At 43.8% G+C, this 24,663-nt stretch carries 20 protein-coding genes and 3 pseudogenes; 7 read left to right on the plus strand and 16 right to left on the minus strand.

Annotated elements, in window-relative coordinates:
- Positions 1 to 36: 36 nt before the first annotated feature.
- Genes trpS through rpe form a run of 3 tightly spaced genes read right to left on the minus strand, consistent with a single transcriptional unit; the run spans position 37 to position 2,406 of the window.
- Entirely contained in the window at positions 37 to 1,044 is a 1,008-nt protein-coding gene (gene trpS, locus B1L02_RS15515) for a tryptophan--tRNA ligase (protein ID WP_088531754.1), read from the minus strand.
- A 25-nt stretch (positions 1,045 to 1,069) separates the two neighbouring features.
- Positions 1,070 to 1,735 carry an HAD-IA family hydrolase gene (locus B1L02_RS15520; RefSeq protein ID WP_088531755.1) on the minus strand — a complete coding sequence of 222 codons (666 nt, stop codon included), beginning with the start codon at positions 1,733 to 1,735 and terminating at the stop codon, positions 1,070 to 1,072.
- Positions 1,735 to 2,406 carry a ribulose-phosphate 3-epimerase gene (gene rpe / locus B1L02_RS15525; protein WP_088531756.1) on the minus strand — a complete coding sequence of 224 codons (672 nt, stop codon included), beginning with the start codon at positions 2,404 to 2,406 and terminating at the stop codon, positions 1,735 to 1,737. Before rpe ends, B1L02_RS15520 begins: the two co-directional genes overlap by 1 nt.
- A 137-nt stretch (positions 2,407 to 2,543) precedes the next feature.
- Between rpe and B1L02_RS15530 the strand changes: the two genes are divergently transcribed.
- Positions 2,544 to 2,846: a hypothetical protein gene (locus B1L02_RS15530; protein ID WP_088531757.1), complete on the plus strand. Its 303-nt coding sequence runs from the start codon at positions 2,544 to 2,546 to the stop codon at positions 2,844 to 2,846.
- Between the two features lie 38 nt (positions 2,847 to 2,884).
- On the plus strand, positions 2,885 to 3,079 hold the full coding sequence (locus B1L02_RS15535; RefSeq protein ID WP_010368896.1) for a DUF2970 domain-containing protein: 195 nt from the start codon (positions 2,885 to 2,887) through the stop codon (positions 3,077 to 3,079).
- A gap of 19 nt (positions 3,080 to 3,098) precedes the next feature.
- Here the strand turns inward: B1L02_RS15535 and B1L02_RS15540 are convergent, their stop codons facing one another.
- The 9 genes and pseudogenes from B1L02_RS15540 to B1L02_RS15580 form a co-directional block, all read right to left on the minus strand.
- The gene (locus tag B1L02_RS15540) at positions 3,099 to 3,932 is read right to left on the minus strand and encodes a Dam family site-specific DNA-(adenine-N6)-methyltransferase (RefSeq protein WP_088531758.1); all 834 of its coding nucleotides are present in this window, start codon (positions 3,930 to 3,932) and stop codon (positions 3,099 to 3,101) included.
- A 47-nt stretch (positions 3,933 to 3,979) separates the two neighbouring features.
- Positions 3,980 to 5,341: an AAA family ATPase gene (locus tag B1L02_RS15545; protein ID WP_088531759.1), complete on the minus strand. Its 1,362-nt coding sequence runs from the start codon at positions 5,339 to 5,341 to the stop codon at positions 3,980 to 3,982.
- Entirely contained in the window at positions 5,342 to 6,412 is a 1,071-nt protein-coding gene (aroB, locus tag B1L02_RS15550; RefSeq protein WP_088531760.1) for a 3-dehydroquinate synthase, read from the minus strand. It abuts the gene before it with no gap.
- Between the two features lie 24 nt (positions 6,413 to 6,436).
- A complete protein-coding gene (gene aroK, locus B1L02_RS15555; RefSeq protein WP_010607062.1) occupies positions 6,437 to 6,955 on the minus strand; it encodes a shikimate kinase AroK in 519 nt (172 codons plus the stop codon).
- 150 nt (positions 6,956 to 7,105) lie between these two features.
- Entirely contained in the window at positions 7,106 to 9,172 is a 2,067-nt protein-coding gene (locus tag B1L02_RS15560; protein ID WP_088531761.1) for a type IV pilus secretin PilQ, read from the minus strand.
- The gene (locus B1L02_RS15565) at positions 9,162 to 9,704 is read right to left on the minus strand and encodes a pilus assembly protein PilP (protein WP_088531762.1); all 543 of its coding nucleotides are present in this window, start codon (positions 9,702 to 9,704) and stop codon (positions 9,162 to 9,164) included. Before B1L02_RS15565 ends, B1L02_RS15560 begins: the two co-directional genes overlap by 11 nt.
- The gene (locus B1L02_RS15570; protein WP_088531763.1) at positions 9,701 to 10,306 is read right to left on the minus strand and encodes a type 4a pilus biogenesis protein PilO; all 606 of its coding nucleotides are present in this window, start codon (positions 10,304 to 10,306) and stop codon (positions 9,701 to 9,703) included. The genes B1L02_RS15565 and B1L02_RS15570 overlap by 4 nt, the downstream gene beginning before the upstream one ends.
- Before the next feature lie 16 nt (positions 10,307 to 10,322).
- Positions 10,323 to 10,895 carry a PilN domain-containing protein gene (locus tag B1L02_RS15575; RefSeq protein ID WP_088531764.1) on the minus strand — a complete coding sequence of 191 codons (573 nt, stop codon included), beginning with the start codon at positions 10,893 to 10,895 and terminating at the stop codon, positions 10,323 to 10,325.
- A pseudogene (locus B1L02_RS15580) lies at positions 10,883 to 11,961 on the minus strand (pilus assembly protein PilM). The gene B1L02_RS15575 and the pseudogene B1L02_RS15580 overlap by 13 nt, the downstream one beginning before the upstream one ends.
- Before the next feature lie 130 nt (positions 11,962 to 12,091).
- Here B1L02_RS15580 and B1L02_RS15585 point away from each other — a divergent pair.
- Positions 12,092 to 14,547 (plus strand): annotated as a pseudogene (locus B1L02_RS15585) (penicillin-binding protein 1A).
- A 44-nt stretch (positions 14,548 to 14,591) separates the two neighbouring features.
- On the opposite strand, the gene metL reads toward B1L02_RS15585, so the two are convergent.
- Positions 14,592 to 16,940 carry a bifunctional aspartate kinase/homoserine dehydrogenase II gene (gene metL, locus B1L02_RS15590; RefSeq protein ID WP_088531765.1) on the minus strand — a complete coding sequence of 783 codons (2,349 nt, stop codon included), beginning with the start codon at positions 16,938 to 16,940 and terminating at the stop codon, positions 14,592 to 14,594.
- A 4-nt stretch (positions 16,941 to 16,944) separates the two neighbouring features.
- Positions 16,945 to 18,164, minus strand: a pseudogene (metB, locus tag B1L02_RS15595) (cystathionine gamma-synthase).
- 344 nt (positions 18,165 to 18,508) lie between these two features.
- Between metB and metJ the strand changes: the two are divergent.
- Positions 18,509 to 18,829: a met regulon transcriptional regulator MetJ gene (gene metJ, locus B1L02_RS15600; RefSeq protein ID WP_010368921.1), complete on the plus strand. Its 321-nt coding sequence runs from the start codon at positions 18,509 to 18,511 to the stop codon at positions 18,827 to 18,829.
- Positions 18,830 to 18,909: 80 nt separating this feature from the next.
- Here metJ and B1L02_RS15605 read toward each other — a convergent pair whose 3' ends face one another.
- Positions 18,910 to 20,151 carry a malic enzyme-like NAD(P)-binding protein gene (locus B1L02_RS15605; protein WP_088531766.1) on the minus strand — a complete coding sequence of 414 codons (1,242 nt, stop codon included), beginning with the start codon at positions 20,149 to 20,151 and terminating at the stop codon, positions 18,910 to 18,912.
- Between the two features lie 771 nt (positions 20,152 to 20,922).
- Positions 20,923 to 21,138, minus strand: coding sequence for a 50S ribosomal protein L31 (gene rpmE, locus B1L02_RS15610; protein ID WP_010607053.1), 216 nt, complete (start codon positions 21,136 to 21,138; stop codon positions 20,923 to 20,925).
- Positions 21,139 to 21,352: 214 nt separating this feature from the next.
- On the opposite strand from rpmE, the gene priA reads away from it, so the two are divergent.
- The 3 genes from priA to hslV all read left to right on the plus strand — a co-directional run bounded on the left by priA (position 21,353) and on the right by hslV (position 24,657).
- The gene (priA, locus tag B1L02_RS15615; protein ID WP_088531767.1) at positions 21,353 to 23,524 is read left to right on the plus strand and encodes a primosomal protein N'; all 2,172 of its coding nucleotides are present in this window, start codon (positions 21,353 to 21,355) and stop codon (positions 23,522 to 23,524) included.
- A gap of 13 nt (positions 23,525 to 23,537) precedes the next feature.
- Positions 23,538 to 24,068: an SPOR domain-containing protein gene (locus tag B1L02_RS15620; protein ID WP_088531768.1), complete on the plus strand. Its 531-nt coding sequence runs from the start codon at positions 23,538 to 23,540 to the stop codon at positions 24,066 to 24,068.
- Positions 24,069 to 24,138: 70 nt separating this feature from the next.
- Positions 24,139 to 24,657 (plus strand): ATP-dependent protease subunit HslV, encoded by a 519-nt coding sequence (gene hslV, locus B1L02_RS15625; protein WP_010368932.1) that lies wholly within the window; start codon positions 24,139 to 24,141, stop codon positions 24,655 to 24,657.
- The last annotated feature ends 6 nt before the right edge of the window (positions 24,658 to 24,663 follow it).

The raw sequence follows: 24,663 nt of genomic DNA on the forward strand, positions 1-24,663 counted from the left end.
CAAAAAGACACCATAAATGGTGTCTTTCTTTGTGTTTTATTTACCGCGAGGAATAAAACCGACGGCGTCATACACAGCTTTCAGCGTTTTTTCGGCACGAATACTTGCTTTTTCCGCGCCTTTTTTCATGATTTCGTCCAGCAGAGTTTGATCTTCACGGATTTCTTTAAAGCGCGCTTGAATCGGCTCAAGCATATTCACTACCGCACCGGCAGTGTCTTTCTTCAAATGACCGTACATTTTGTCTTCGTACTCTGGCACTAACTCTTCAATTGAGCGTTTAGTTGCGACACTTAGTAGAGTCAGTAAATTGGATACACCAGGCTTTTCAACACGATCAAAATAAATGCGTGCTTGCTCATCGGAATCTGTTACCGCTTTTTTCAGCTTTTTCTCTATCTTCTTAGGTTCATCCAACAGCATCACATAACCATTTGGGTTTTCGTCTGATTTTGACATTTTCTTGCTAGGGTCTTGCAAGCTCATAACACGAGCGCCAAACTCTGGAATATAAGGTTCTGGGATCTTAAATACATCGCCGTACAGGTTGTTAAAACGCGTTGCGATATCACGGGTCAACTCAAGGTGTTGCTTTTGGTCTTCACCAACAGGTACTTGATCCGCTTGATATAATAAGATATCCGCCGCTTGCAACACTGGATACGCGAATAAACCAACGTTTACGTTATTTGCGTGCTTTACAGACTTATCTTTAAACTGCGTCATACGGTTTAACTCGCCCATTTGCGCATAACAGTTTAGCACCCAACCAAGCTGCGCATGTTCAGGAACCTGTGATTGCACAAACAGCGCAGACTTGTCCGGATCAATACCACAGGCGGTGTAAAGTGCTACGCCGTCTAATACACGATCGCGTAATTGCTGAGGCTCTTGGCGAACCGTAATGGCATGCAAGTCAACCAACATAAAGTAACAATCATGATCGTTTTGTAGTTTAAGCCACTGGTTAATGGCACCTACGTAATTGCCTATTGTCATACCACCGGTTGGCTGAATACCACTTAATACTACAGGTTTGCTCATGTCGTTCCTTTATTTCTTCATTGAATTAACGTTGATTGATAATGGGGATAATATCTAAGAATCCATCACAAAGGTACTGTGGATTGAACTCTTTCAAATCGAATCCCTGATTATACCCATAATTTAAAGCAATCACAGGTATCTTAGCGCCCTGAGCGGCCAAAATATCGCTTTTAGAATCGCCAACCATAATTAGCTTATCTGCTGGTATTCCAAGACGCTCGGCAGCCAGCAATAGCGGTGCCGGTGATGGTTTTTTGTCAGTATCATCACCACAGACGATACAATCAAAATGCGCTGTGAGATTTAATTTATCCAGCAGTTTTAGCGTAAATGCACGATTTTTATTGGTTACGACGGCTTTTGGCACTGTGGCAAATGCTGATAGCCCTGTCTCAACATGCGGATACAAACCCGCATACTGGCCAACTAATTCATCATAATGCACTTTAAAACGCTCAATGGCGGTGTGCGCTAAACTTTCGGATAGCGCTTCGCTAACTTCATGGCTACCGCTTAGGCCTCTTTTTACTAACATATCGATGCCGTTACCTACCCATTCACGCACCAGAGCATGACTAACAATTGGATGGGCAAGCTCAGACAGCGTTAAATTGAGCGCCATATACATATCCTCGACGCTATCAACTAACGTGCCATCGAGGTCAAATAAAATACCCTCAAAACGCATTATTTTACCTTTGCTAATTCTTGACGCATGGCGTCTATTACCGCTTTGTAATCGGGTTGATTAAAGATAGCGGAGCCGGCAACGAACATATCTGCACCGGCAGCTGCGACTTCAGCAATGTTGTCCACTTTAATTCCCCCATCCACTTCAAGACGAATATCACGGCCTGATGCGTCAATGCGTGCTCTCGCCTCTTTTAATTTCTCAAGTGTATGTGGGATAAAACTTTGGCCACCAAAGCCTGGGTTTACCGACATCAAGAGGATTTGATCAATTTTATCCATCACATGATCAAGATAATGCAGCGGTGTGCCAGGATTAAATACTAAACCCGCTTTACAACCTGACTCTTTAATCAAAGCAAGGCTTCTGTCTATATGCTCGCTGGCCTCTGGGTGAAATGTAATAATGCTCGCCCCGGCTTTAGCAAACTCGGGGATTAGACTATCTACGGGCTTTATCATCAAGTGTACGTCGATAGGAGCAGTAATTCCGTAATTTCTTAATGCGTCACAAATCATTGGACCAAAAGTTAAATTTGGCACATAGTGATTATCCATTACATCGAAATGAACCACGTCGGCACCTGCTGTCAGTACCTTTTCAACCTCTTCGCCTAACCTCGCGAAATCTGCGGATAGAATGGATGGTGCAATTAAAAAATCAGACATACTTTTCCCCTAAACGTAAGACCGCGATACTGTACCGTAAATTGCCCAAAATGTCTGCGATTTAAGGCGCTTTATGATTGTGCAATAAACGAACATTGTGTATTATTATATGATATCTAATTTCTGGGGATAGGGTTGTGGTTTCTAGATATAAAGCACGGATTGCTCTGCTTGGGACGGTGTTAGCCGTGTCGGCAGGGGTATTTTCTTTCGACAATGATGAGAATCTTGCCGCAGATTACTCCGCATGTACTTGTAACACTGGCAATTTAAGCAGTCGAATAAATACAGTGGAATGTCAGCAAGAAGCGCATACTAGCTGGGCTGCGTGGTTGACTGGCGGTAGTTCGAGTGGCCAATTCCATTACTTGGATTTGCTCGAGCTTTTACTTGGTTCTAAAGATAATCAAAGCAGTAGTAAAGTTTCATCTCCTTACTAATACCAGTTGAGCCAACCAACTGGTAAGAGGTAAACACTATGGCTTCTTCCAATAGTAAATTCGCGTTAGTTCAAAGTGTCTGTGCAGCGATGTTTGGTGTGCAGAGTGGTCAAAAACAAGCATACGACTTTAACAAAAAGCATTTTTGGCCTTTTGCTTTTGCGGGGATCGTTTTTGTCGCTGCCTTTGTCATTGGCTTAATTTGGTTTGTGAATGGTGTGGTTTTGGCTTAGTCCTTAATGACGCCACAAACTACGGATGGTGATACAACGCCATTAACTCGTCAACTTTATTCCGCCCATTGCCCTTCGGGCTAATCGTACGCTTTACTTTGATCACATCTAGTTTTGCTTGATTATAAATCTTTCGTGTCCACACTGTATCGTGATTGGAGATTAACACTGGCGTTTGCTTTTCAAAAGCAGCTGTTTCTGCGAGATTCGCCAATTGTGCTTGATCGTCTAAGTTAAACCCACCTTTTGCATAGCTAGTGAATGATGCGGTTTTGCTCAAAGGTACATACGGAGGATCGCAATATACCACCGCGTTCTTTGGCATGGTTTCAAATACTTGGCTGTAACTTTGACAGGTAAAGGTGGCGTGCTGGGATTTTTCAGCAAACACATATAACTCGCGTTCTGGGAAGTAAGGCTTTTTGTACTTACCAAAAGGGACGTTAAAAATACCCTTTAAGTTATAACGACATAAACCATTGTAGCCATGACGGTTCATATATAAAAATAGAATCGCACGCTCATATACATCAATACTTTCGTTAAACTGTTGTCGATAGGCATAGTAAGCATCTGGATGGTTATTCAGCTCGACGAATAGCTTTTTAGCGTCACTGATAAATTCATCAGGAATACGCTTCAACTCTTTATACAGGTTGATAAGATCTGCGTTAATGTCATTTAGGACATAATGCTTAAATTGAGTGTTAAGGAAAACAGATCCCGCTCCAACAAAAGGTTCTACTAGCGTGTCGGCTTCATTACTTGCTGCTTGTAATCGCTTAGAAATATCTTCTACTAAGCTGTATTTTCCGCCTGCCCATTTTAAGAAGGCTCTAGTCTTTTGTTGCATGCTCGTTCTATGTCGTGAGTGGTTGCGCGATTTTACACTAAATGTGGCTAATTACCGAGAGACTGAGTAATTTCTTGTTTAATTTTACTCATTCTCTTAAAAAATGGCTGACCTTTTCGGAGGGCTTCTGGCAATACCGCCTTTGCTTGCTTAGCTGATGCCAAACTCTCATAAGCATCTGTAGTTACTACAAACCAAGTTCGGCCGTTTCTTAAGACAGTAAATTGCCGTGTCACTATCTCGTTATGCTCCGCCATAAACCCAGTTGCAATCTCACTTTCTGTCACTGCAAGTAACTGGATCACCCATTCATCATCTGAGCGACTGAGATACCAAGGGTTTCCCGTCAATGGTTCAGGCTCTGCCTGCTGAGGCGCTTTTACTGGCGATAAGGTGGCCGGAGTGTTATCAACACTGGTTTCTTCAGCTGCATTAGCTTGTTCTGATAGTGCGTTATTGTTGTTTGTAGTATCTTCTTTTGCTTCGGTTAATGCAGATAAAATGCTACCAACAGACGCAGTTTCGATTTGCGTTGGCTGTTCGGCTGGCAACTCTGGTTGTACGTCGTTTTCAATTTCAACTTTTTCAACTGTAGCATTTGGCGCTTCAAATACAGCTTGCGCATCAATAGCAGTAGCTACGGCTTCTTCATTACCTTGGGTCGGTGTCCAGTATCGCTTTAATTCTTGCTTATACACAAAAGCAACCATCAACGCTGTCAGCATTAAACAAAGTGCAATGACATACCATTGCCATTGTGATTTGCTCCCCACTTTTGAACTTTGTTCACGTAGGTTCAGGCTTTGTTGCTGCGGCTGCCAAGAAAGTAAAACACTCGGGTTACCTCGAGCTTCAGCAACAAACGTATTAAAAATAGGATCTTCGTCAGGCGGTAAGTCTTTGTAAAACATGCTCATCAAGCGCTTACTTTCGAGCACGGATAGAGGTTCAATATGAATATCCAAACTTTCAGGGATCAGCTGAGGCTGTTGTGCCGTGGCGAGTATGTAAATTGTTTCGCGAGAAGATTTTGCGAGCTTTTGCAGTTGTTCTGCAAGCTCTTGGGTTAAATGCCTGACGTTGTCTAACACCCATAAGCATGGCCCACAAGCTTGTTCATCATGGAGCAACATGAAGTTTTCACTTAGAGATAACTTCTGATCAATGAGAGGACTGCGAAAACTATGCTCAAGCAACTGCCGCACCACATCAAACTCTTGAGTATTTGCAGTCAGCTTTACAAACGCTTTGTTAAAGTCTGGATATTTATCGGTAAGAAACGATTCTGCAAGGTAGCTTTTACCAAGACCAGAAGAACCGACAAGCGTGATCAGGTTTTGGCCATAGTCGAATTGCATAGCAATTCTATCTACCAATGCAGCTCTGCTTGGTAAAATTTGCGACTGCATTTAACGACCTATCAGAGTTACCACGGTTTCATCACTAACATCATCCACTAGGGCACATTGACCTAATTGCGTTGGAAGAATAAAGCGAATTTTGCCTTGCTTGTTCTTTTTATCTTTGCGCATATGTTGTAGAAACTGCGCTGCGGTCATATCGCTTGGTGCTTCTGTCGGTAATTGATAAAGCGCAATAACGCGACGGATCTTTTCAACCTCGGCAGTACTCAGCGCGCCGCGCTGGCAAGCCAGATTTGCAGCTATCATCATGCCAGCAGCAACGGCTTCACCATGCAACCAATTACCATAGCCCATTTGCGCTTCTATCGCATGGCCAAAGGTGTGACCTAGATTGAGTAATGCACGCAATCCAGCTTCAGTTTCATCTTTGGCGACGATCTCGGCTTTTATTGCACAACACTTATAAATAACTTGTTGAAGACTTTCAGCATCTAGTGCGCTGAGCTGAGAGTGCTGTTCCGTTAATGTATCAAGAAAAGATGCATCATAGATCAACGCATATTTAATGACTTCGGCCATACCCGCAGCAAACTCTCTTGCAGGTAAAGTGTTTAACGTCTTGGTGTCGATAAAAACCGCTTTTGGCTGATAGAAAGCACCAATCATGTTTTTACCTAGTGGATGATTCACCGCGGTTTTACCACCAACTGACGAATCTACTTGTGACAACAAAGTCGTAGGGATCTGAATAAACGGAACACCACGCTGATAGCATGCCGCAACAAAACCAGTCAAATCGCCAACCACACCGCCACCGAGGGCAATCAAACACGTATCTCGACCACAATTATGCTCGAGCAAAAAGGCAGAGATCTTTTCAAACCATTCTAACGACTTGTATTGTTCACCATCAGGGATAACAAAATGTAGCGGTTCTTGAGCGTCAAATATCGCTAGCAGATTGTCTAAATATAAAGGTGCAATGGTTGTGTTGGTGATGATAACAGGACGACTTTGCCCAACATATTGCTTAAGTCGTCCTTCATCTGATAAGAGATGTTCACCGATGAAGATAGGATAGCTCCGCTCGTTTAAATCAACCTTTAATTCAAGCATGGCTTCCCTCCTACGGTGTTGTTATTAGAAATCTAATTTTTCAATAATTTGGTTTGCAACTACTTTAGCGCTTTGCTCATCCGTGCGAACAACGTGATCCGCCACTTCTCTATATAGTGGTTCACGCTCATCAGCTAAGCGCTCTAGTACGTCACGTGAGTCTTCACTGGTTTGTAGTAATGGACGACGCTTATCACGCTGAGTACGAGCTACCTGTTTTTCGATCGGCGTTTCTAGGTAAACAACAATACCGCGCGCAGACAACTTATTGCGCACTTCTTTGCTGATCACAGAGCCACCACCTGTCGCTAACACAATGCCTTGCATTTCTGTTAGGTCAGAGATGACGCTTTCTTCACGCTTGCGGAACCCCTCTTCGCCCTCGATATCGAACACCCAAGAAATATCGGCACCTGTGCGGCGCTCAATTTCCTGATCCGAATCGAAAAATTCAAGGTGTAATTGATCTGCAATGTGACGACCAATCGTGCTTTTACCAGCCCCCATCGGGCCTACTAGAAATATATTACGTTTCTCAGCCATATCTTTTTAGTACAAACGAACTCTAAAATTTGAAATAAAACCCCGCCTAACGACCTGGCCCCAAAATTAAGGAGGGGATTATCTCAGTAATCCGTGAACAATTTCAAGTCAAACCACGCAAAAAGCGCAATACTTTTACTGTCAACGGGCCTATAAACTGTCTTGAATGATCTTAGGTGTCACAAATATCAGCAATTCTCGCTTTTCATTAATATCACGAGAGTTCTTAAACAATAGACCTAAATATGGGATATCACCCAAAATTGGGATCTTACTTACTGCCGTTTTCACTTCTTGCTGATAGATACCACCTAGTACGATAGTTTGACCATTTTCGACCAGTACCTGTGTTTGAATCTCTTGCGTGTTAATTGCTGTCGCAGGGCCATTTGGCGTTTGCACGGTATCACCTTTAGTGTCTTGTGTAATCACCAAGTCGAGAATTATTTTATTATCAGGTGTGATTTGCGGTGTCACCTCCAAGCTTAATACCGCTTTTTTGAAGCTTACTGTTGTGGCACCACTTGATGATGCTTCTACATAAGGAATTTCCGTACCTTGCTCAATTCGCGCCTTTTTCTGGTTAGCCGTCGTGATGCTTGGCGTCGCAATTATCTCCCCCTTGTTCTCTTGCTCCAGTGCTGACAACTCGAGATCGATCAAAGTACCATCAGCTAGTTTCGCAATGTGCATACCAATGCTACCTGCAGGAACCCCTTTCACGCCTAAATTAACGTTTAAGCGGTTTTCCAAGGATGGAATGTTGCCGTTTGACAAAGCATCAGCGCCTTCCAACGTGCCAGATATGGCATCGCTACCTTGCTGATCGCTAAAGCCCCAACGAACACCTAAGTCTTCTTGTACGGTATCATCCACAGTCACCATGCGCGACTCAATACGCACCTGTTTTACCGGCACATCTAAGGTTTCAACCATACGGCGCACACTTTCAATGCTACGTGAAGTATCTTTAATTAATAAAGTATTGGTACGTTTATCAACCGACACACTACCGCGGTGGCTAATAATAGAATTGATATCTGTTTTTAGTAAGTCAGCAAACTCTTCCGCTTTAGCGTAATTGAGTTGAATATATTCGCTATATAATGGCTCAAGTTCTTCAACTTGCTGGCGCGCTTGTAACTCTTTGGCTTCTCTCGCTGCAAGTTCTTCTGATGGTGCAACCATCAAAATAGAACCGTCCATACGCTTATCTAGCCCTTTCACACGCAACACAACATCAAGCGCTTGATCCCAGGGTACACCATCTAAACGCAGGGTAATATTGCCAGATACGGTGTCACTCGTTACAAGGTTAAAGTTGTTTGTGTCCGCAATGATCTGCAACACAGAGCGAATTGGAATATCTTGGAAATTCAACGTGATTGGCTGACCTTTATACTCTTTTTTATCGCCAAAGGTTTTATTCCCTTCGTCCTTTTCGATAGTAAGCGTAAAAATGTTATCAAGCTGTTGATACGTAAACTTAAACGCCGCATTTGGCTCAATCACAATACGACTTTTATTTTCTTCTTTAAAGGTTTCTATACGAGATACCACAGTGCCAAAATCTAATACATCGAGTTCGTATAGCAGGTCTTCTGCAATATCAATATGATGAAAGTCCGCAATGATTTTGCCACCACGCTCTTGTACATCGATAGCCGCTTGATTATGCTCTAGAAACGCTAATACCTTAGCTTCACCTTTCTCACCTCGACGAAAATCGATGGCTTGAATTTGATTGATAAATGCGGTGACTTTTTGACTTTGGTCTTGTTCAGAGACAATCGGTTTATTAGACACTTCCACTATCACAAGATTATTCTTAACCTCGGTTTTATATAGCTTCAGCTCATCCATGTTGATGGAAACGGCAAAACCACCATCTCTGAGTTCACTGGTAATACCTTGAATACCTGCTTTATTAATACTCAAAGCTTTTAAGCTTTCTTCAAACTCAGCCTGCTGGAAAAACAATTCAATACTGGCACTTTCGCCAACAACGCGAACTTTTGGCTCTGTATTGAGCTTTTCATCAAACACCAGTTGTAGTTGAGTTTCCCCTGTCGGTACAGGGTTATAGCGAATGTCATACAACATAGGAATGGCATGCACAATTGACGAAAGGCCAACTAAGGCAACACCGAACACAGAACGCCATAGTGTTCGAGTACTTTTAATGGTTGATTTTATAACGTTATTGTTAGTATTCACTCGTGCCACCTTGTTCCGCTTCTAACATTTCCACTTTTGTTAGCCTTTCTTTCCAACATCCCGTTCCATCTGGGATCAATTCTAATAATTCTAAATGATCAGCTTGTACACTTAGTACTTTGCCATGATACAAGCCCATATATTCGCCACGTTTAACACGATACAAACCTTGCGTCGCCGCTTCGATTAGCGCCCAGCGACCGTCAGACTTGGCAATAATGCCTTTCATTCGTAGATTATCCAATGGAAACTTCTCTAATGGATAGCGATCTCTGTCTGGATCTGGATGCAAGCAATTTTTAATTTGAACCAGTTTATTTTCAATCACTTCAGGCTGCGGCGCAACAAAGGGACTACGTAACTCCGAAGCGCTATACTTAAACGGTTCATAGTTCTGCATTTCAGGTATAGGTTCGATTTTCGGCGTTGAACTTGCTTTGACCTGATCAATAAATTCTTTTTGTTCCGCAGTACTATCATTGCAACCTGAGATGAACGTTAATGTGATCACGCAGAGCATAAGTCGGATCATTTCTGACCTCCTTGCTCATAGCGATAAGTTTTTGCCACAACACTAAATACCAGCTCGCCGTTTCCTGCATTTTCGATTCTAAAATCATGTAGGCTCACTATTCGGGGTAACTCAGAAACTTTACTCACGAACTGACCAAACTCATGATATTTACCAATCACTTCTAACTTAATCGGCAATTCGGTATAGAACTCTTTACGTACCTCTGGCATCCAGCCAATTTTTAGGAAGGTTAATCCGCTTGAAGTACCAACGTATGTCAGATCATCAAGTAGTCCAGGCGTTTCGTTGGAACTTGGCAGTCGTCTTAATAGCTCCGTGAACTGTGCTTCCATATCAATCATTTGCTGTTTATACAACTCTAGGTTGTTTGCTCTTGCATACTTGATTCGGTAACTCGTTCTCAGTTCCTGCTCTTTTTTTACCGCTTGATCATAGCGGTCAATTGAGCTTGAAACCATCAAGTTATAGCCCAATATCATCATCAGTATAACGACAAGAACGGAACATAAAACTTTTACAGGAAATGGCCAATGACCAATGTTATCGAGCTCTAGCTCATTCCAATCAATTTCTTTCAAACTGTTTAAGTCAAAATTCATGCACTATGCCTCCGCCCTATTTCGCTTTATCGGCTAAGTGGATGTCTTCATGAGACTTAACATAAAAATGCATCGTAAAATCACTCAGTAATTTTGCGCTTTGCTCACCTGCAACTATGCCTTGGATCACTGGTCGCTCTAGTAAATAAGAAGATTCAACTTGTCGTAGCATCTGCGATAAACGGTTATTTGATTCACTTCGACCAATGACTTTGATCAGATTGCCTTGTCGCTCAAGGCTGGTGAGGTATACCCCAGCAGGAACCACTCGCGCTATTTCATCAATAATTTGTGTACCGAGACTACGGTTTAGCTGCAATTCTTCAATAAGCCGAATACGGCGCTGTAGATTTTCTTTTTGCTTATTCAGATCGTTAATCGCGACTATCCGTGAATCTAGTTGAGTGATCTCACTCTCGAGATAGCGATTTTTAATTTCTTGTCCGGTTTTTAAGCCGTCATAAAAGCTACCAAGCATGTACATTATCAACAGACAAGCTGCAATGATCACCGCAATGATAGTTAGAAAGATTTGCTGCGAGGCTTGCCTTTGCTGCTCGCGCCAAGGAAGCAAATTTATATGTGGCATGATGAGAAGCTCCTTAATGCCAGGCCTGTCGCTAAGGCAAACTGCGCCTTGTGCTTTTGCAACACATGCCTATCTACTTTTGGTGCAATCTCCATATCAGCAAACGGATCTGCCACTATTGTGTGAATTCCTAGCTCATCAATCAGGAGTTTATCTAAGCCATCCACCAAAGCCGCTCCCCCGTCAACACGATGTAGTCGATATGATCTTTACCACTGGTCGTCATAAACATTTGCACTGCTCGACGGATCTGCTGCAACAGAGAAGTTTGGAAAGGTGCCAATACTTCAAAGGTATAGTTTGGCGGTAAGTCTCCCGTCGTTTTCGCCAGTTCTGCTTCATCGTAGGTTTTGTTGTAATAAGCAACGATGCTGTTGGTATATTGCTCACCACCAAATACTTGGTCACGAGTGTAAATTGTTTTCCCTGATTGAATAACGCTTATCAGTGTAAGCACAGCGCCAATATCTATCATTGCTACGATTTTATCGAAGGCATCGTTGGGTAGTTCAGGATAAATGACATCCATAGCTCTGCTCAACGCGTAGTTTTCTACATCAACAACTTTCGCTTTGAAACCCGCTTCTTCCAATGCGCCTACTCGTGCTTGCACACTTTCGGTACGAGCCGCAGAGAGTAGCACGTTCATTTTTGACGGATCGGCTTCGTTTACTCCAATTTTTTCAAAATCCAGACTAACTTCATCTAGTGGGTACGGGATCAGGCTATCTGCTTCAATGGCTATCTGGGACTCAAGTTCAGCATCAGTTAATGACACATCCATAAAGATCACTTTGGTAATCACGGTCTGACCGGATACGGCAACTGCTGCATATTGCGTGAGCTTTGGAATGCGCCGCTTCATTTTAGTTATCGCGTTGCCGATCGCTTCAATGTCTTGAATGGCCCTTTCATTTACTGCTCCTTTCGGAATAGGTTCAATCGCAACGGCTTCTACTCGATAGCTGGAACTTGTCTTCGACAGCAACACCGCTTTGACACAATGGGAACCGATATCTATCCCTATCATCAGAGGTGCTTGTTTTTTTAGTAGTTGGCTCAGCATGTGAAGCGCCCGTTTCCTTTTAAGACTGTGTACCATAAAAATTTAGCACACAAAAAATATTAATCGTTTTTTAATCAAGATATACTAGCAGTGTCTACCTGTAATTGGGAGTCTAACTAGGGATAATTCCGTGAAATTATTGAAAAGATTTTTACAATTCGTTTTTGTTTGTACCCTTTTAGGCGTGTTGACACTTATCAGTCTTTATTATTATGTCAAATCTGACATACCAAGTGTAGAGGTTTTGAAAGATGTTCAACTACAAACACCCATGCAAGTCTTTACACGAGACGGAAAACTCATCAATCAGTTTGGTGAAAAGCGCAGGATCCCTGTACGTTTGCAGGATGTTCCACTCCCCATGCGAAAAGCATTCTTAGCGACAGAAGACAACCGTTTTTACGATCATTTCGGCATTGACCCGATAGGTATCGTCCGCTCCGCTTTAGTGCTTATCACCACAGGACAAAAAAAGCAGGGAGCCAGTACGCTCACCATGCAACTTGCCAGAAACTTTTTCTTAACAAGAGAGAAAGCCTATATTCGTAAAGTGAAAGAAATCTTTATTGCGTTGCATATTGAGCAGCTATTAACGAAAGATGAAATTTTTGAGCTTTACTTAAACAAAATTGAACTGGGCAATCGCGCCTTTGGTATCGGAGCAGCCGCACAAGTCTATTACGGTCGCTCACTTTCAGAATTAACTTTAGCAGAAATGGCAATGATTGCAGGCCTGCCAAAAGCACCTTCTGCGTTAAATCCAATTCGTAACCCAGAGCGCGCGCAATTGCGCCGGAATGTTGTGCTCGGACGAATGCTTGCAGAAAAGTATATTACCCGAGCAGAATATGATGAGGCGACACAAGCTCCCATCACAGCTAAATTCCATGGTGCCGAAATAGAGCTGTATGCACCTTACATTTCTGAAATGGTTCGCGCGTATATGGTCGAACGCTACGGTACTGATAAAGCCTATAACTCTGGCATGAAAGTTTACACCAGTGTGGAGTCTGACATGCAACAGGCAGCTCAGTATGCATTAGTTGATAATTTACATGCCTACGATATGCGTCACGGCTTTAGAGGCGCAGAAGAAACCTATTGGCATGCTGAGACGGAATCGCCGCTAAGCCGTGAAGACATTATTACTCGCCTTAAAAAGGTCAATGAAATTGGGCCTTTAAAAGCCGCTGTGGTGCTAAACATTGCAGAGAAAACAGCCGACCTGCTCTTAAAAACCGGTGAGCAAATTACATTGGAATGGTCAGGCTTAAGTTGGGCCAGACAATACATCAGTGAAACGCGTCAAAGCTTACCACCAAAAACAACCGCAGATATCCTCGCGCCGGGCATGCAAGTATTTGTCCGTAAACAAGACGACGGCTGGATGTTAAGTCAGTTACCGCAGGCATCCAGTGCTCTTGTCTCACTCGACCCGCAGGATGGGCGTGTTAAGGCGATTGTGGGTGGCTACAGCTTTGAGCTTAGCCAATACAATCGTGCTACCCAAGCTAAACGTCAGGTAGGCTCTAACATTAAACCCTTTATTTATTCATCCGCATTAGAAAATGGCTATACCCTAGCCACCATTCTTAATGATGCTCCGATTAATCATTGGGACAGAAGCGTTGGCGTGGCTTGGCGTCCAAAAAATAGCCCTGAAGTGTATAACGGTCCAATCCGTATTCGCCGAGCGCTCGCACAATCGAAAAACGTGGTATCTGTACGCTTGATCAAAGGTGTTGGTATAAATAAAGCCGCTGATCATTTGCTTAAATTTGGTTTTCAAGACGCAGACATTAACCGCAGTGAGTCATTGGCACTCGGTAGTGCCGCACTGACTCCAATTGAAATGGCACGCGGCATGGCCACTTTTGCCAACGGCGGTCACCTCATAGAGCCGTATTTTATCGATAAAATTACCGACTCTTTTGGTACTGAGCTTGGTTCTGCAGAGCCGCTACTGGTCTGCGACGAGCAGCAGCTAGAAGAGCAACCTGAGCGCTGTGCACCGCAAGTTATCTCGGAGCAAAACGCATTTCTGATTGCCGATGCGCTACATAGTGCAATCTGGGGTGGCGGTAGCTGGAAACACGACACTGGCTGGAGCGGTACAGGCTGGCGTGGCCAGTGGTTAAAACGTCGTGACCTTGCTGGAAAAACGGGTACCACCAATGACTCAGTAGATACTTGGTTTACGGGCTTTAACCGTAATGTCCTCACCACAGTCTGGGTTGGCTTCGATGATGCGAGTAAATCCTTGGGTCGTGCAGCCTACAACGCTAACCTTGGTGATAATCAACTTGTCGGCGCAGAAGCCGGTGCGATTTCAGCGCAACCTGCTTGGATAGACTTTATGCGTGAGGCGCTTAAAGATGAGCCTTTGGCCCCGATAGAGCCGCCCCAGGGCTTATCTCAACTCGGATTGACTTAAAGACAGGGCTGTTGTCTCGCAAGAACGATTACACATCTCGATTTGAGTATTTTGAGCCAGGTACGGCGCCAACAAAATATGTGTTAGACACCAATAGCAGCACACCGTTTGACGATACTGCACCGCTACCGACTCACGAAGAGTTATTCTAAAATAAAAATGCCGATACAGATGTATCGGCATTTTTGTCTTATATCTATTTTAGATTTTGCGTCAGCCAGAATAAATCGGAATGAATTCCCGCTGCAGTCACCTCTTTACCCGCCCCTGGACCTTGGATCACTAGTGGGTTTTGTTCATACCATTTCGTGTGGATCACAAAAATATTATCGCCAGGTGTTAAATTCGCGATTGCCGAGCCATTGGGTACATGCGCAATGCCTACTTTTGCAGATACTTTACCATTGCTTGCAATTTCAAGCGCGCCAGTATAACGAAGCGCTGCATCATTCCTAGTGGCCTCTGCATAGTGTGTTGCATAAAAGTCATCGAGTTGCTGGCGATTTTCTAAAAACGCTTGCCATGAACCAACACTCAGAGAATCAGGCATTAATGCCTCTAATTCAATATCTTCAAGCTCAAGCTCAATGCCTAACTCTCGCGCTAAGATCAAAAGCTTACGCTGCATATCACGGCCAGATAGGTCTTCGCGCGGATCAGGCTCCGTAAAGCCGAGTTTTTGCGCCCCAAGCACTAGCTCAGAAAATGCTTCAGAGCCATCATAGCGGCTACAAAGCCAAGATAAAGTGCCAGAAAAGACGCCTTCAATTCTTACCACTTCATCACCACTATTTTGTAGATCAGCCAACGCAAAGTTAATGGGTAGTCCCGCGCCGACACTGGTGTTATAACGCCATAAAAGGTTACGCTCTTGTAACTGCTGACGCAGCTTTGAGTACCAGCCTTGTTGTGCTGTGCCGGCATATTTATTAGCGCTGATCAAATGACAATCATGTTCAACAAACTGCGGATACAACTCGCTGAAACGCTCGCTCGCAGTAATATCAACTACCACTTTATGCTCGTAATCTAACTCTTTAATACGAGTGAATAGCTCGGCTTCATTGTATTCTATGGCTTCATTTTGCCATTGCTGTTGCCACGACGCTAAGTTCAACCCGCTCGGACAGAATAACATTTGTTTAGAACGCAGTAGGCCAACTAACTTAAGATCAAAGTGCTCGCTCAGCTTAGCGACTTGGTTTTTGCATTGTTCGATAAACACTTCACCCACATTGCCAACACCAGCTACGATCACAGCAAGCTCTCTGCCTTTATTCACCAAACGCTCGTGCAATATAGCAAGCAAATCGCTATCAATTGATTGATCGGTTAACACTAAGCTGTAATGACGCTCCTGCAGCACAAAACGGGTCACAATCGCATGTTCATCCAATAATTCCAGTGCCTGCTGATGTAATCCTGCAACATCCTGACTTGGTGCAACAATAGCAAAACCTTGTACTTGCGACTCAATAATATTGGCTCGTGAATCCAGCGCTTTGATCACAACATGGCTAAACTCAGAAGGCACAAGTAAGTGTGCTTCTCCACCTTTAACAAAATGATGAATACTATGCTGGATAAGCTGGCTTAGCTGTTTCACTTCGCCACTTTTTAACTGTTCAACGCGTAACAGATCGAGCTGACCAAAGGTGGTAATAAAGCGCTTCTCTTTGCTATAGCCCGCCTTTACTATCTCAGTGCCAAGCGCATCGGCATCAAAGCTGCTGCGCACTTGTAATTTAATATCGGTATCCTTAAGTGGTGACAGCGTTTTTGCATGCAGTACCGGATTACCTAATCGTGCGAGTAATTCAGCCTGGCCACGACACACCTTAGTGTATTTAATGGCATTAGCGACTTTACGTGGATCGGTGCTGAATACACCCGTTGTATCCGTCCAAATTGATACTTGAGTCGCATCAATATAACTTGCCAGCAAAGTTGCGCTATAGTCACTGCCATTTCGGCCTAAAGTTACCGTTTCACCCTGTGCATTTGTGGCAATAAAACCAGTAACGATATGGATAGCGTGGTCATCAATTGCGCGATAGCACGCTTCTTTATTATGGGCGTGTAACAACACCCCATCTTGTTGCACGAATAACGTGCGAGCGTCGATAGCTTTGGCTTCAATACCTTGAGAGTTCAGGTAGTTTGCTAAAATACGAGCCGACCATAGCTCTCCATGTGCCAGTAAGCTGGCGTAGTGGAGATGCTGTTCTTCTTGCCCTAAAGCGATTGCCTGCAGCTCATTGACGAGCTGTTTGAGTAACGCAGCGTGTTGTTCACCCACAAATAAGGCATCAATTAATTCGCGTTGATGATTTTCAACTTGCAATAAAACATCATTAAATGCGCGAACATCTTGCTGTTCAAAGCTTTGCCATAACTTCACTAAGGTATTCGTTGTTTTTCCAGCAGCAGAAACTACCACACTGTCACCTAGCTGACACTGCTCTAACATTATCTTGGCAACTGCCTGATAACGCTCTGGCGAGCTTAAACTCGAACCACCAAACTTATGCACTACTTTTGCCATTTACTCACCACAACGCCACTGTATGCGCAGGCGTTAATTTGAATGACTTAGCGTCATCACTCGCCTGACTTTCATCAATACATGCAAATCCTGATTCCAGATCTGCAATGAGATCTTGTGCATCTTCAATGCCCACAGAAATACGAATTAACGTGTCACCCACTCCTGCTTCCAAACGAGCCTGTGGCTCCATACCAGCATGTGTCATCGTTGCTGGGTGGCAAATGAGGCTCTCGACTCCACCTAAAGATTCAGCCAAAGAAAACTGCTTTAATGACGTTAAGAATTTGGCAGATGTTTGCAGATCGCCTTTAATATCAAAACTCACCATGCCACCAAAACCGAGTTGTTGTTTTTTCGCAAGCTCATGTTGAGGGTGCGACTCAAGGCCAGGGTAATACACTTGGCTAACATACGGCGACTTTTCTAAATACTCAGCAATCAGCTGAGCATTTTCTTGATGCTGGCGTAAACGAACGTTTAATGTGCGCAGTCCGCGTAGGGTAAGGTAACTATCAAAAGGCGCTCCGGTAATACCGATATTATTCGCCCACCAAGCTAACTCATCACCCAATTCCTGTGTACGCGCGATCACCGCCCCCCTACAACATCAGAATGACCATTAATATACTTAGTGGTTGAATGCACCACGACATCCACGCCAAAGGCAATGGGGTTTTGTAGTGCAGGAGACAAGAAGGTGTTGTCAGCAGCGACCAAAGCACCCTCAGCATGCGCCGCGTTTACGACAGCTTCTATGTCCGTTAACCGCAAAATTGGGTTACTTGGTGTTTCTATCCAAACTAATTTAGGTTTGATCTGCTGCAGCAGTGCAAGACTTTCCGGTTTTGTGAGATCCAAGACGGCTAATTTGAGTAATCCGCGCTTTGCAAGCGATGTAAACAAGCGATAGCTACCGCCATAACAGTCGTGTGGAATAACCAGTGTATCGTCATGGTTAAGCAGTTGAGTTACTAGGTGGACGGCAGCCATGCCAGTCGCGGTAATAATGCCACGAGCACCACCTTCGAGTTCGGTAAGTGCCTGTGCAAGCACATCACGATTAAAGTTACCACTGCGGCCATAATCATAGTCGCGCTTCGTATCAAAATCGGCAAAAGAATAAGTGGTAGAAAGGTAAAGCGGTGGCACGACTGCCCCATGTGCTTTATCAGCTTCTATGCCGTGACGCACTGCAACCGTCGATTTATTAACTTGACTCATAAGGTCACCTAGATAGTTGGATGTTTAGACGTCTAAAAGGTTAGAGCAACAAAAACTAGAAGTCAAAACATTTATACTGCTAAATGGCTAAATAACTAGTATTTGACTATCTTTTTTAAACCGATAAAATTTCGCCACTCTAGGCGTTGCTAATACGACTGAGTTATTGAAAACTATGGCAGAGATTCTTCTATCTCGCTATGACGGATTAGTTTATTCATCTATTTGAGTTTGGGATTTATCTTTAATTCGTAAAGTTATCCTCGTATTCAGGCAGTTGATGAATAATGTAGACCAGAACCCAGTCATATTGGCATTGATGTAACTGAGGCAAGTACACAATTATGGCAAAATGGAACGGTGAGTATATTCACCCATATGCAGAACACGGTAAGAAAGCAGAGCAAGTAAAAAAGATCACGGTGAGCATACCTCTGAATGTACTCAAAGTGCTAACTGATGAGCGTACACGTCGCCAAGTGAATAACTTACGTCATGCCACGAACAGTGAGCTTTTATGTGAGGCGTTTCTACACGCATTCACGGGTCAGCCACTGCCGAGCGATGAAGACTTGAGAAAAGATAATCCAGAGCGTATTCCGTTAGAGGTAAGACAAATAATGGAAGAACGCGGTTTGGAGATCCCAGAAATAAACGAAGAGTGATAACTACTCTTTCGCTCTGGAAAACAGACACAAAAAAAGCCTCAGTCGAGGCTTTTTTCATTTAGATAATAGCAATTGTATTATTCCATATATCCAGCAGGCATTTCGATTTGAGCCACGCCTGATTCAATTGCAGCTACCGCTACCGCTTTTGCGATACGAGGCAACAAACGCGGATCCATTGGTTTTGGAATAATATACTCAGGACCAAACTCAAGACTATCCACGTCAGCCGCTTTTAGCACCTCAGCAGGTACAGGCTCTTTGGCAATCGTTCTGATCGCTTCAACCGCTGCAATCTTCATCTCATCATTGATAGCAGTTGCACGTACATCAAGTGCACCACGGAAGATAAATGGGAAACACAACACGTTATTTACTTGGTTTGGATAATCCGAGCGGCCAGTTGCCATGATCAAATCATTACGTGCACCGTGTGCAACTTCAGGGCTGATCTCAGGATCTGGGTTAGAGCAAGCGAATACCACGGGCTTGTCAGCCATTAGCTTCAGATCTTCAGCAGAAAGTAAGTCTGGGCCAGAAACACCAACAAATACGTCCGCGTCTGCAATCACGTCTTGTAACGTGCGCTTATCCGTATTGTTTGCAAACAACTCTTTGTATTCATTGAGGTCATCACGGCGAGTATGGATCACGCCTTTTCTGTCCAGCATATAGATGTGCTCACGTTGAGCGCCACACTTGATCAATAATTCCATACAAGCAATAGCGGCTGCACCCGCGCCAAGACACACAATAATCGCATCATGAATATCTTTACCTTGGATTTCCAACGCATTCAGCATACCCGCAGCGGTTACAATTGCGGTGCCGTGCTGATCATCATGGAATACAGGAACGTCGCAACGTTCGATCAGCGCCCGCTCAATTTCAAAGCACTCTGGCGCTTTAATATCTTCAAGGTTAATGCCGCCAAATGTGTCAGCGATATTTGCCACCGTATTGATAAAGTCTTCTGTGGTGTTGTGCTTAACTTCGATATCGATTGAATCAAGACCCGCAAAGCGCTTAAATAATAGCGCCTTACCTTCCATAACAGGCTTTGACGCCAAAGGACCTAAGTTACCCAAGCCAAGAATTGCCGTACCATTACTGATCACCGCAACCATATTTCCTTTACCCGTGTAACGGTATGCATTCGCCGGATCAGCCGCAATTTCACGTACAGGCTCTGCAACACCTGGGCTGTATGCAAGTGCTAAGTCTTTTACGGTCTCGGCAGGTTTAGTGAGTTCTACACTGATTTTACCTGGAACGGGCTTTTCGTGATAATCTAGAGCTTGTTGACGAAAATCTGTCATGGCGCGATATTTTCCTACGAAGTTAATGTGAGAGTGTGGTAAACGTTCGCATTCTGAATGTTGGCAACCTATCTAGCTGGTTACAGCAACACACAGTGCGATTAACTATATGAGCGACGACATTCAACCACTCAACAAGCGTATGTGCTTTGATGTCGCGGTATGTCAATAGGACATATAGTTAATCGACCGTATTCACACAATACCGAGTTTTGCTCATTATTCAAGTAAAATCAGGTCTATCCACTAGCACGGTATTTTCTATACTTTTCCGAGAAGATAAGCTCAATTTTAAGAAATATTTCACAAATAAAATGACTAAAACTTAAAAAATAAGACGCTAAAACCAGCACAAAATGCAGAAAATTAGCACAGATGTACACTAACTATAAAAACAATAAGAAAATTGCAACTTACTTGATTTTAGCATCAAGATATCTACATTTAACGGCAGCATAGTGAATTTAACTTACATCAAATACCAACACCTGATATCAATTACTATATGAGCTTTGAGTATTTTCACAACTTAAGCTCGTAAATGTTCAGTATTTATCTACTAAATAGAGTTTTTACTCTACTCAAGAGATCAGTAAAGTTTTGCTGCCAAACTGGCAAGTTTTTTATTTTAGAAGAATAAAAGACATAATAAGACGGGATGACTGATGGTCTGTCTGTTGATGAAGAATAGGATGTATAAATCGGGAAGGTATTTTCAAACAGGCACAAAAAAAGCACCCGAGGGTGCTTTTCTCGACTAGACCAACAAGATTACTTCTTGCTGCTAAGTGCACCGAAACGCTTGTTAAAGCGATCTACACGGCCACCTGTGTCAAGGATCTTCTGCTTACCAGTATAAAACGGGTGACATGCAGAACATACGTCTAGGTGAATATCTTTACATAGCGTTGAACGAGTTTCGAACTTGTTACCGCAAGAGCACGATGCAGTGATCGTCTCGTAATTAGGGTGAATACCTTCTTTCATAGCAACCTCTAGTTAAGGCCGTATCGCTCTCCAAACCCGAAGCCTGGCACCATACGTAGTTATACAAAAATGTGGACGCGTATTTTAGTGCCTAACTGAACAATCTACAAGCAATATTTCAGAGTTTTTTACCGCCGTTGCAGAGTGCGTTTTCAATTCGCACCACCTTAGGTATATACTTCGTCACTGCGCTCACTTTATGGAATTGTAATACATGCTCATTCTTGAAGTAGCTTTAAAGCTGCCACTGCACCGAACATTCGACTATTTGCTAGCACCAACCATGCAAGTTGAAGCAGGAATGAGAGTGACCGTCAATTTCGGCAATCGCCGCTGCACTGCGATTGCGCTTGCTAAAAAAGATGACACCGATGTACCAAAAGAAAAGCTCAAGCAAATTATTGAGGTGTTGGACGAGGCTCCTGTTTTTAACCAAGCACAGCTTAGCTTCTTACACTTTGTCTCTCAGTATTACTGTCATCCAATTGGCGATACCTTGTTCACAGCGTTGCCGGCCGTACTCAGAGATGGTGGAAGCCCAGACAAAACGCAGATCCCCATCGTCAGGTTAACAGAAAAAGGGCAAAAGCTACCTACACTACGTGCCAAAAAGCAGCAAGCACTGCTTTCTCAATTATATGAAGGCGGTGCAATAAAATTAAGCGAACTCAAAGCGCTCGGGTTTACTAGCCAAACGATTAAAGCACTGGAAGAAAAAGCGCTCATCTCACAATCTATTGAACATGATAGTGATTGGTCGCAAAACGAATTGCAGCTAGGCGAAAAGCCCCGCCTAAACGACCAGCAAGCAACTATTTGCAGCGCGGTCAATGCACAAGTCGGTTACCGTACCTTTTTAATCGAAGGAGTAACGGGAAGTGGTAAAACTGAAGTCTACTTACAGAGCCTTGAAAACATAATAAAAGCAGGTAAACAAGCACTGATCTTGGTGCCTGAAATTGGGCTCACACCGCAAACAGTCAACCGTTTCAAAAAGCGCTTTAATAATCTGCCCATTGATTTATGGCACTCAAATCTAACCGATAACGAGCGCCTACATACTTGGCGTCGCGCCGAAAAGGGTCTGAGCGCCTTGGTTATCGGTACTCGCTCGGCCATTTTTTTGCCATTTCAAAATCTCGGCATGATCATCGTTGACGAAGAGCACGACAACTCATTTAAACAGCAAGAAGGCCTGCGCTATCACGCCAGAGATCTCGCTGCATTTCGAGCGCATCAGGCACACTGCCCTTTGCTTTTGGGAACTGCAACACCTGCACTAGAAACATTACATAAAGCCATTACCAACAAATATCAACTCGTCACACTGAGTAAACGAGCGCAGACCCAGCACGATAACCAATTTCACCTTGTAGACATGAAAGGTCAGCCAGAACAAGGCGGGTTTTCACCAATGAGTTTACATTGGATGGAAAAAACACTCGCTCGCGGAAAGCAGGTTATGGTGTTTCTAAATCGTCGGGGTTTTGCACCAACATTGATGTGTCACGAATGTGGATGGCTTAATACCTGTAAACATTGCTCTACCAGCGCCACGTACCATAAAAATATGAACCGCTTGGTATGTCACCATTGCGGTGAGCAGGACTTTGTACCGAGACAGTGTCCAGATTGCGGCAGCACCCAAATCATGCCTACAGGACTTGGTACAGAGCAACTCGAAGGCTTTTTAAGCGAACGCTTCGCTGATATTCCCGTCACTCGCATTGACCGAGATTCTACACGCCGTAAAGGCAGTCTTGAGAGCGCTCTTGAAGAAATTAACCAAGGTGGCGCACGAATTCTGGTCGGCACTCAAATGCTTGCCAAGGGCCACCACTTTGCCGATGTCAGCCTTGTGATTATCTTGGATGTGGACTCAGGACTTTACTCTTGTGACTTTAGAGCAACCGAGCAAATGGCGCAGCTCATTACGCAAGTTGCTGGACGAGCCGGACGCGCTGGTGAAGCGGGAACCGTATTATTGCAAACACATTTTCCAGAACATCCATTATTGCAAGATTTAATTAATAACGGCTACGGCGACTTTGCGCGATATGCCTTACAAGAACGTGAAGAAGCAATGCTTCCCCCCTTCGCACACTTAGCTATCATCCGCGCAGAGGCAACAAATATAAATACAGTATTGCGCTTTTTGTCGGATTTGGTTCCAGCTACCCCCTATCCTGGTATACAATTGCTGGGTCCAATTCCAGCACCACTTGAACGAATAGCTGGAAAGTTCAGATATCAATTACATATACACGCACAACAACGTACTGTGCTGCGGGACTACCTTTCGCAACTTGCGCGCTATATCGCTACGCATGAGTCTGCCAATCGAGTACGCTGGAGCATAGATGTTGATCCAATGGATAGCTATTAAAATCAAATAACCTATGGCACAGCACGATTACATCAATAAGAAACCTAAAGGCAAGGGGAAAGACAAGCCTGGAAAGTCGGCGAAATTTCCTGTTATTGCTGCTATTTTTGCATTTCTACTAATTGGTGGATTTGCTTACGGTCTTTGGTTTATAAAAACCAACGCAGATCCTAAAGAAGTAGAGCAAGCCAAAAACCCGCACCCAGTTGCCGAGCAAAAGGTTATTAAGCCAAAACCTCGCCCACCTGAGTTCATTGAAGAAATTAAAAATCATGAAATCAAGGTCGAAGTTAAAGAGATCGAGAGCAAAGGTCCCTATCAAATGCAGTGTGGTTCATTTAGAACCCATAGCCAAGCCGAAGCCATGAAAGCCAAAGTTGCGTTTGCGGGGTTAATCGCGGAGATCCGTCGTACCGAAGGGAGTAATGGTGTCTGGTATCGTGTCCGTCTTGGTCCCTACGATACCAAGCGTTTAGCGGAGAGCGATAAAAACAAATTACAGCGCGTTGGGATATTTGGCTGCGGGATTTGGGGCTGGACTTGATTTTTATAACTCTACCCATATTTCCTTCTAATCTAGAGTTACACGGGCACAGGCCCAGATAAGGATTACTATGACTACCATCGTTAGTGTTCGTCGCGATGACAAAGTGGTTATCGGCGGTGATGGCCAGGTTTCACTTGGTAACACAGTTATGAAAGGCAACGCGCGTAAAGTGCGTCGCCTGTACAATGGTAAAGTACTGGCAGGTTTCGCTGGCGGTACAGCTGATGCATTTACACTATTTGAACGCTTTGAAGCAAAGCTTGAGATGCACCAAGGGCATCTCACTAAAGCAGCCGTAGAAATGGCAAAGGACTGGCGTACCGACAGAGCATTAAGAAGGCTTGAAGCCCTACTTGCGGTAGCCGATGAAACTGCCTCGCTTATCATCACCGGTAACGGCGATGTAGTACAGCCAGAACATGACCTTATTGCTATCGGCAGTGGTGGTAACTTCGCACAAGCGGCTGCAACCGCACTACTTGAAAATACAGACTTAAGTGCGAAAGAAATCGTGGAAAAGAGCCTGAAGATCGCCGGCGATATCTGCGTATTTACCAATAATTTCCAAACTATCGAAGAATTGTAATAGGAC

This window comes from Pseudoalteromonas piscicida, from assembly GCF_002208135.1.
In the GTDB taxonomy this organism is placed as follows: domain Bacteria; phylum Pseudomonadota; class Gammaproteobacteria; order Enterobacterales; family Alteromonadaceae; genus Pseudoalteromonas; species Pseudoalteromonas piscicida_A.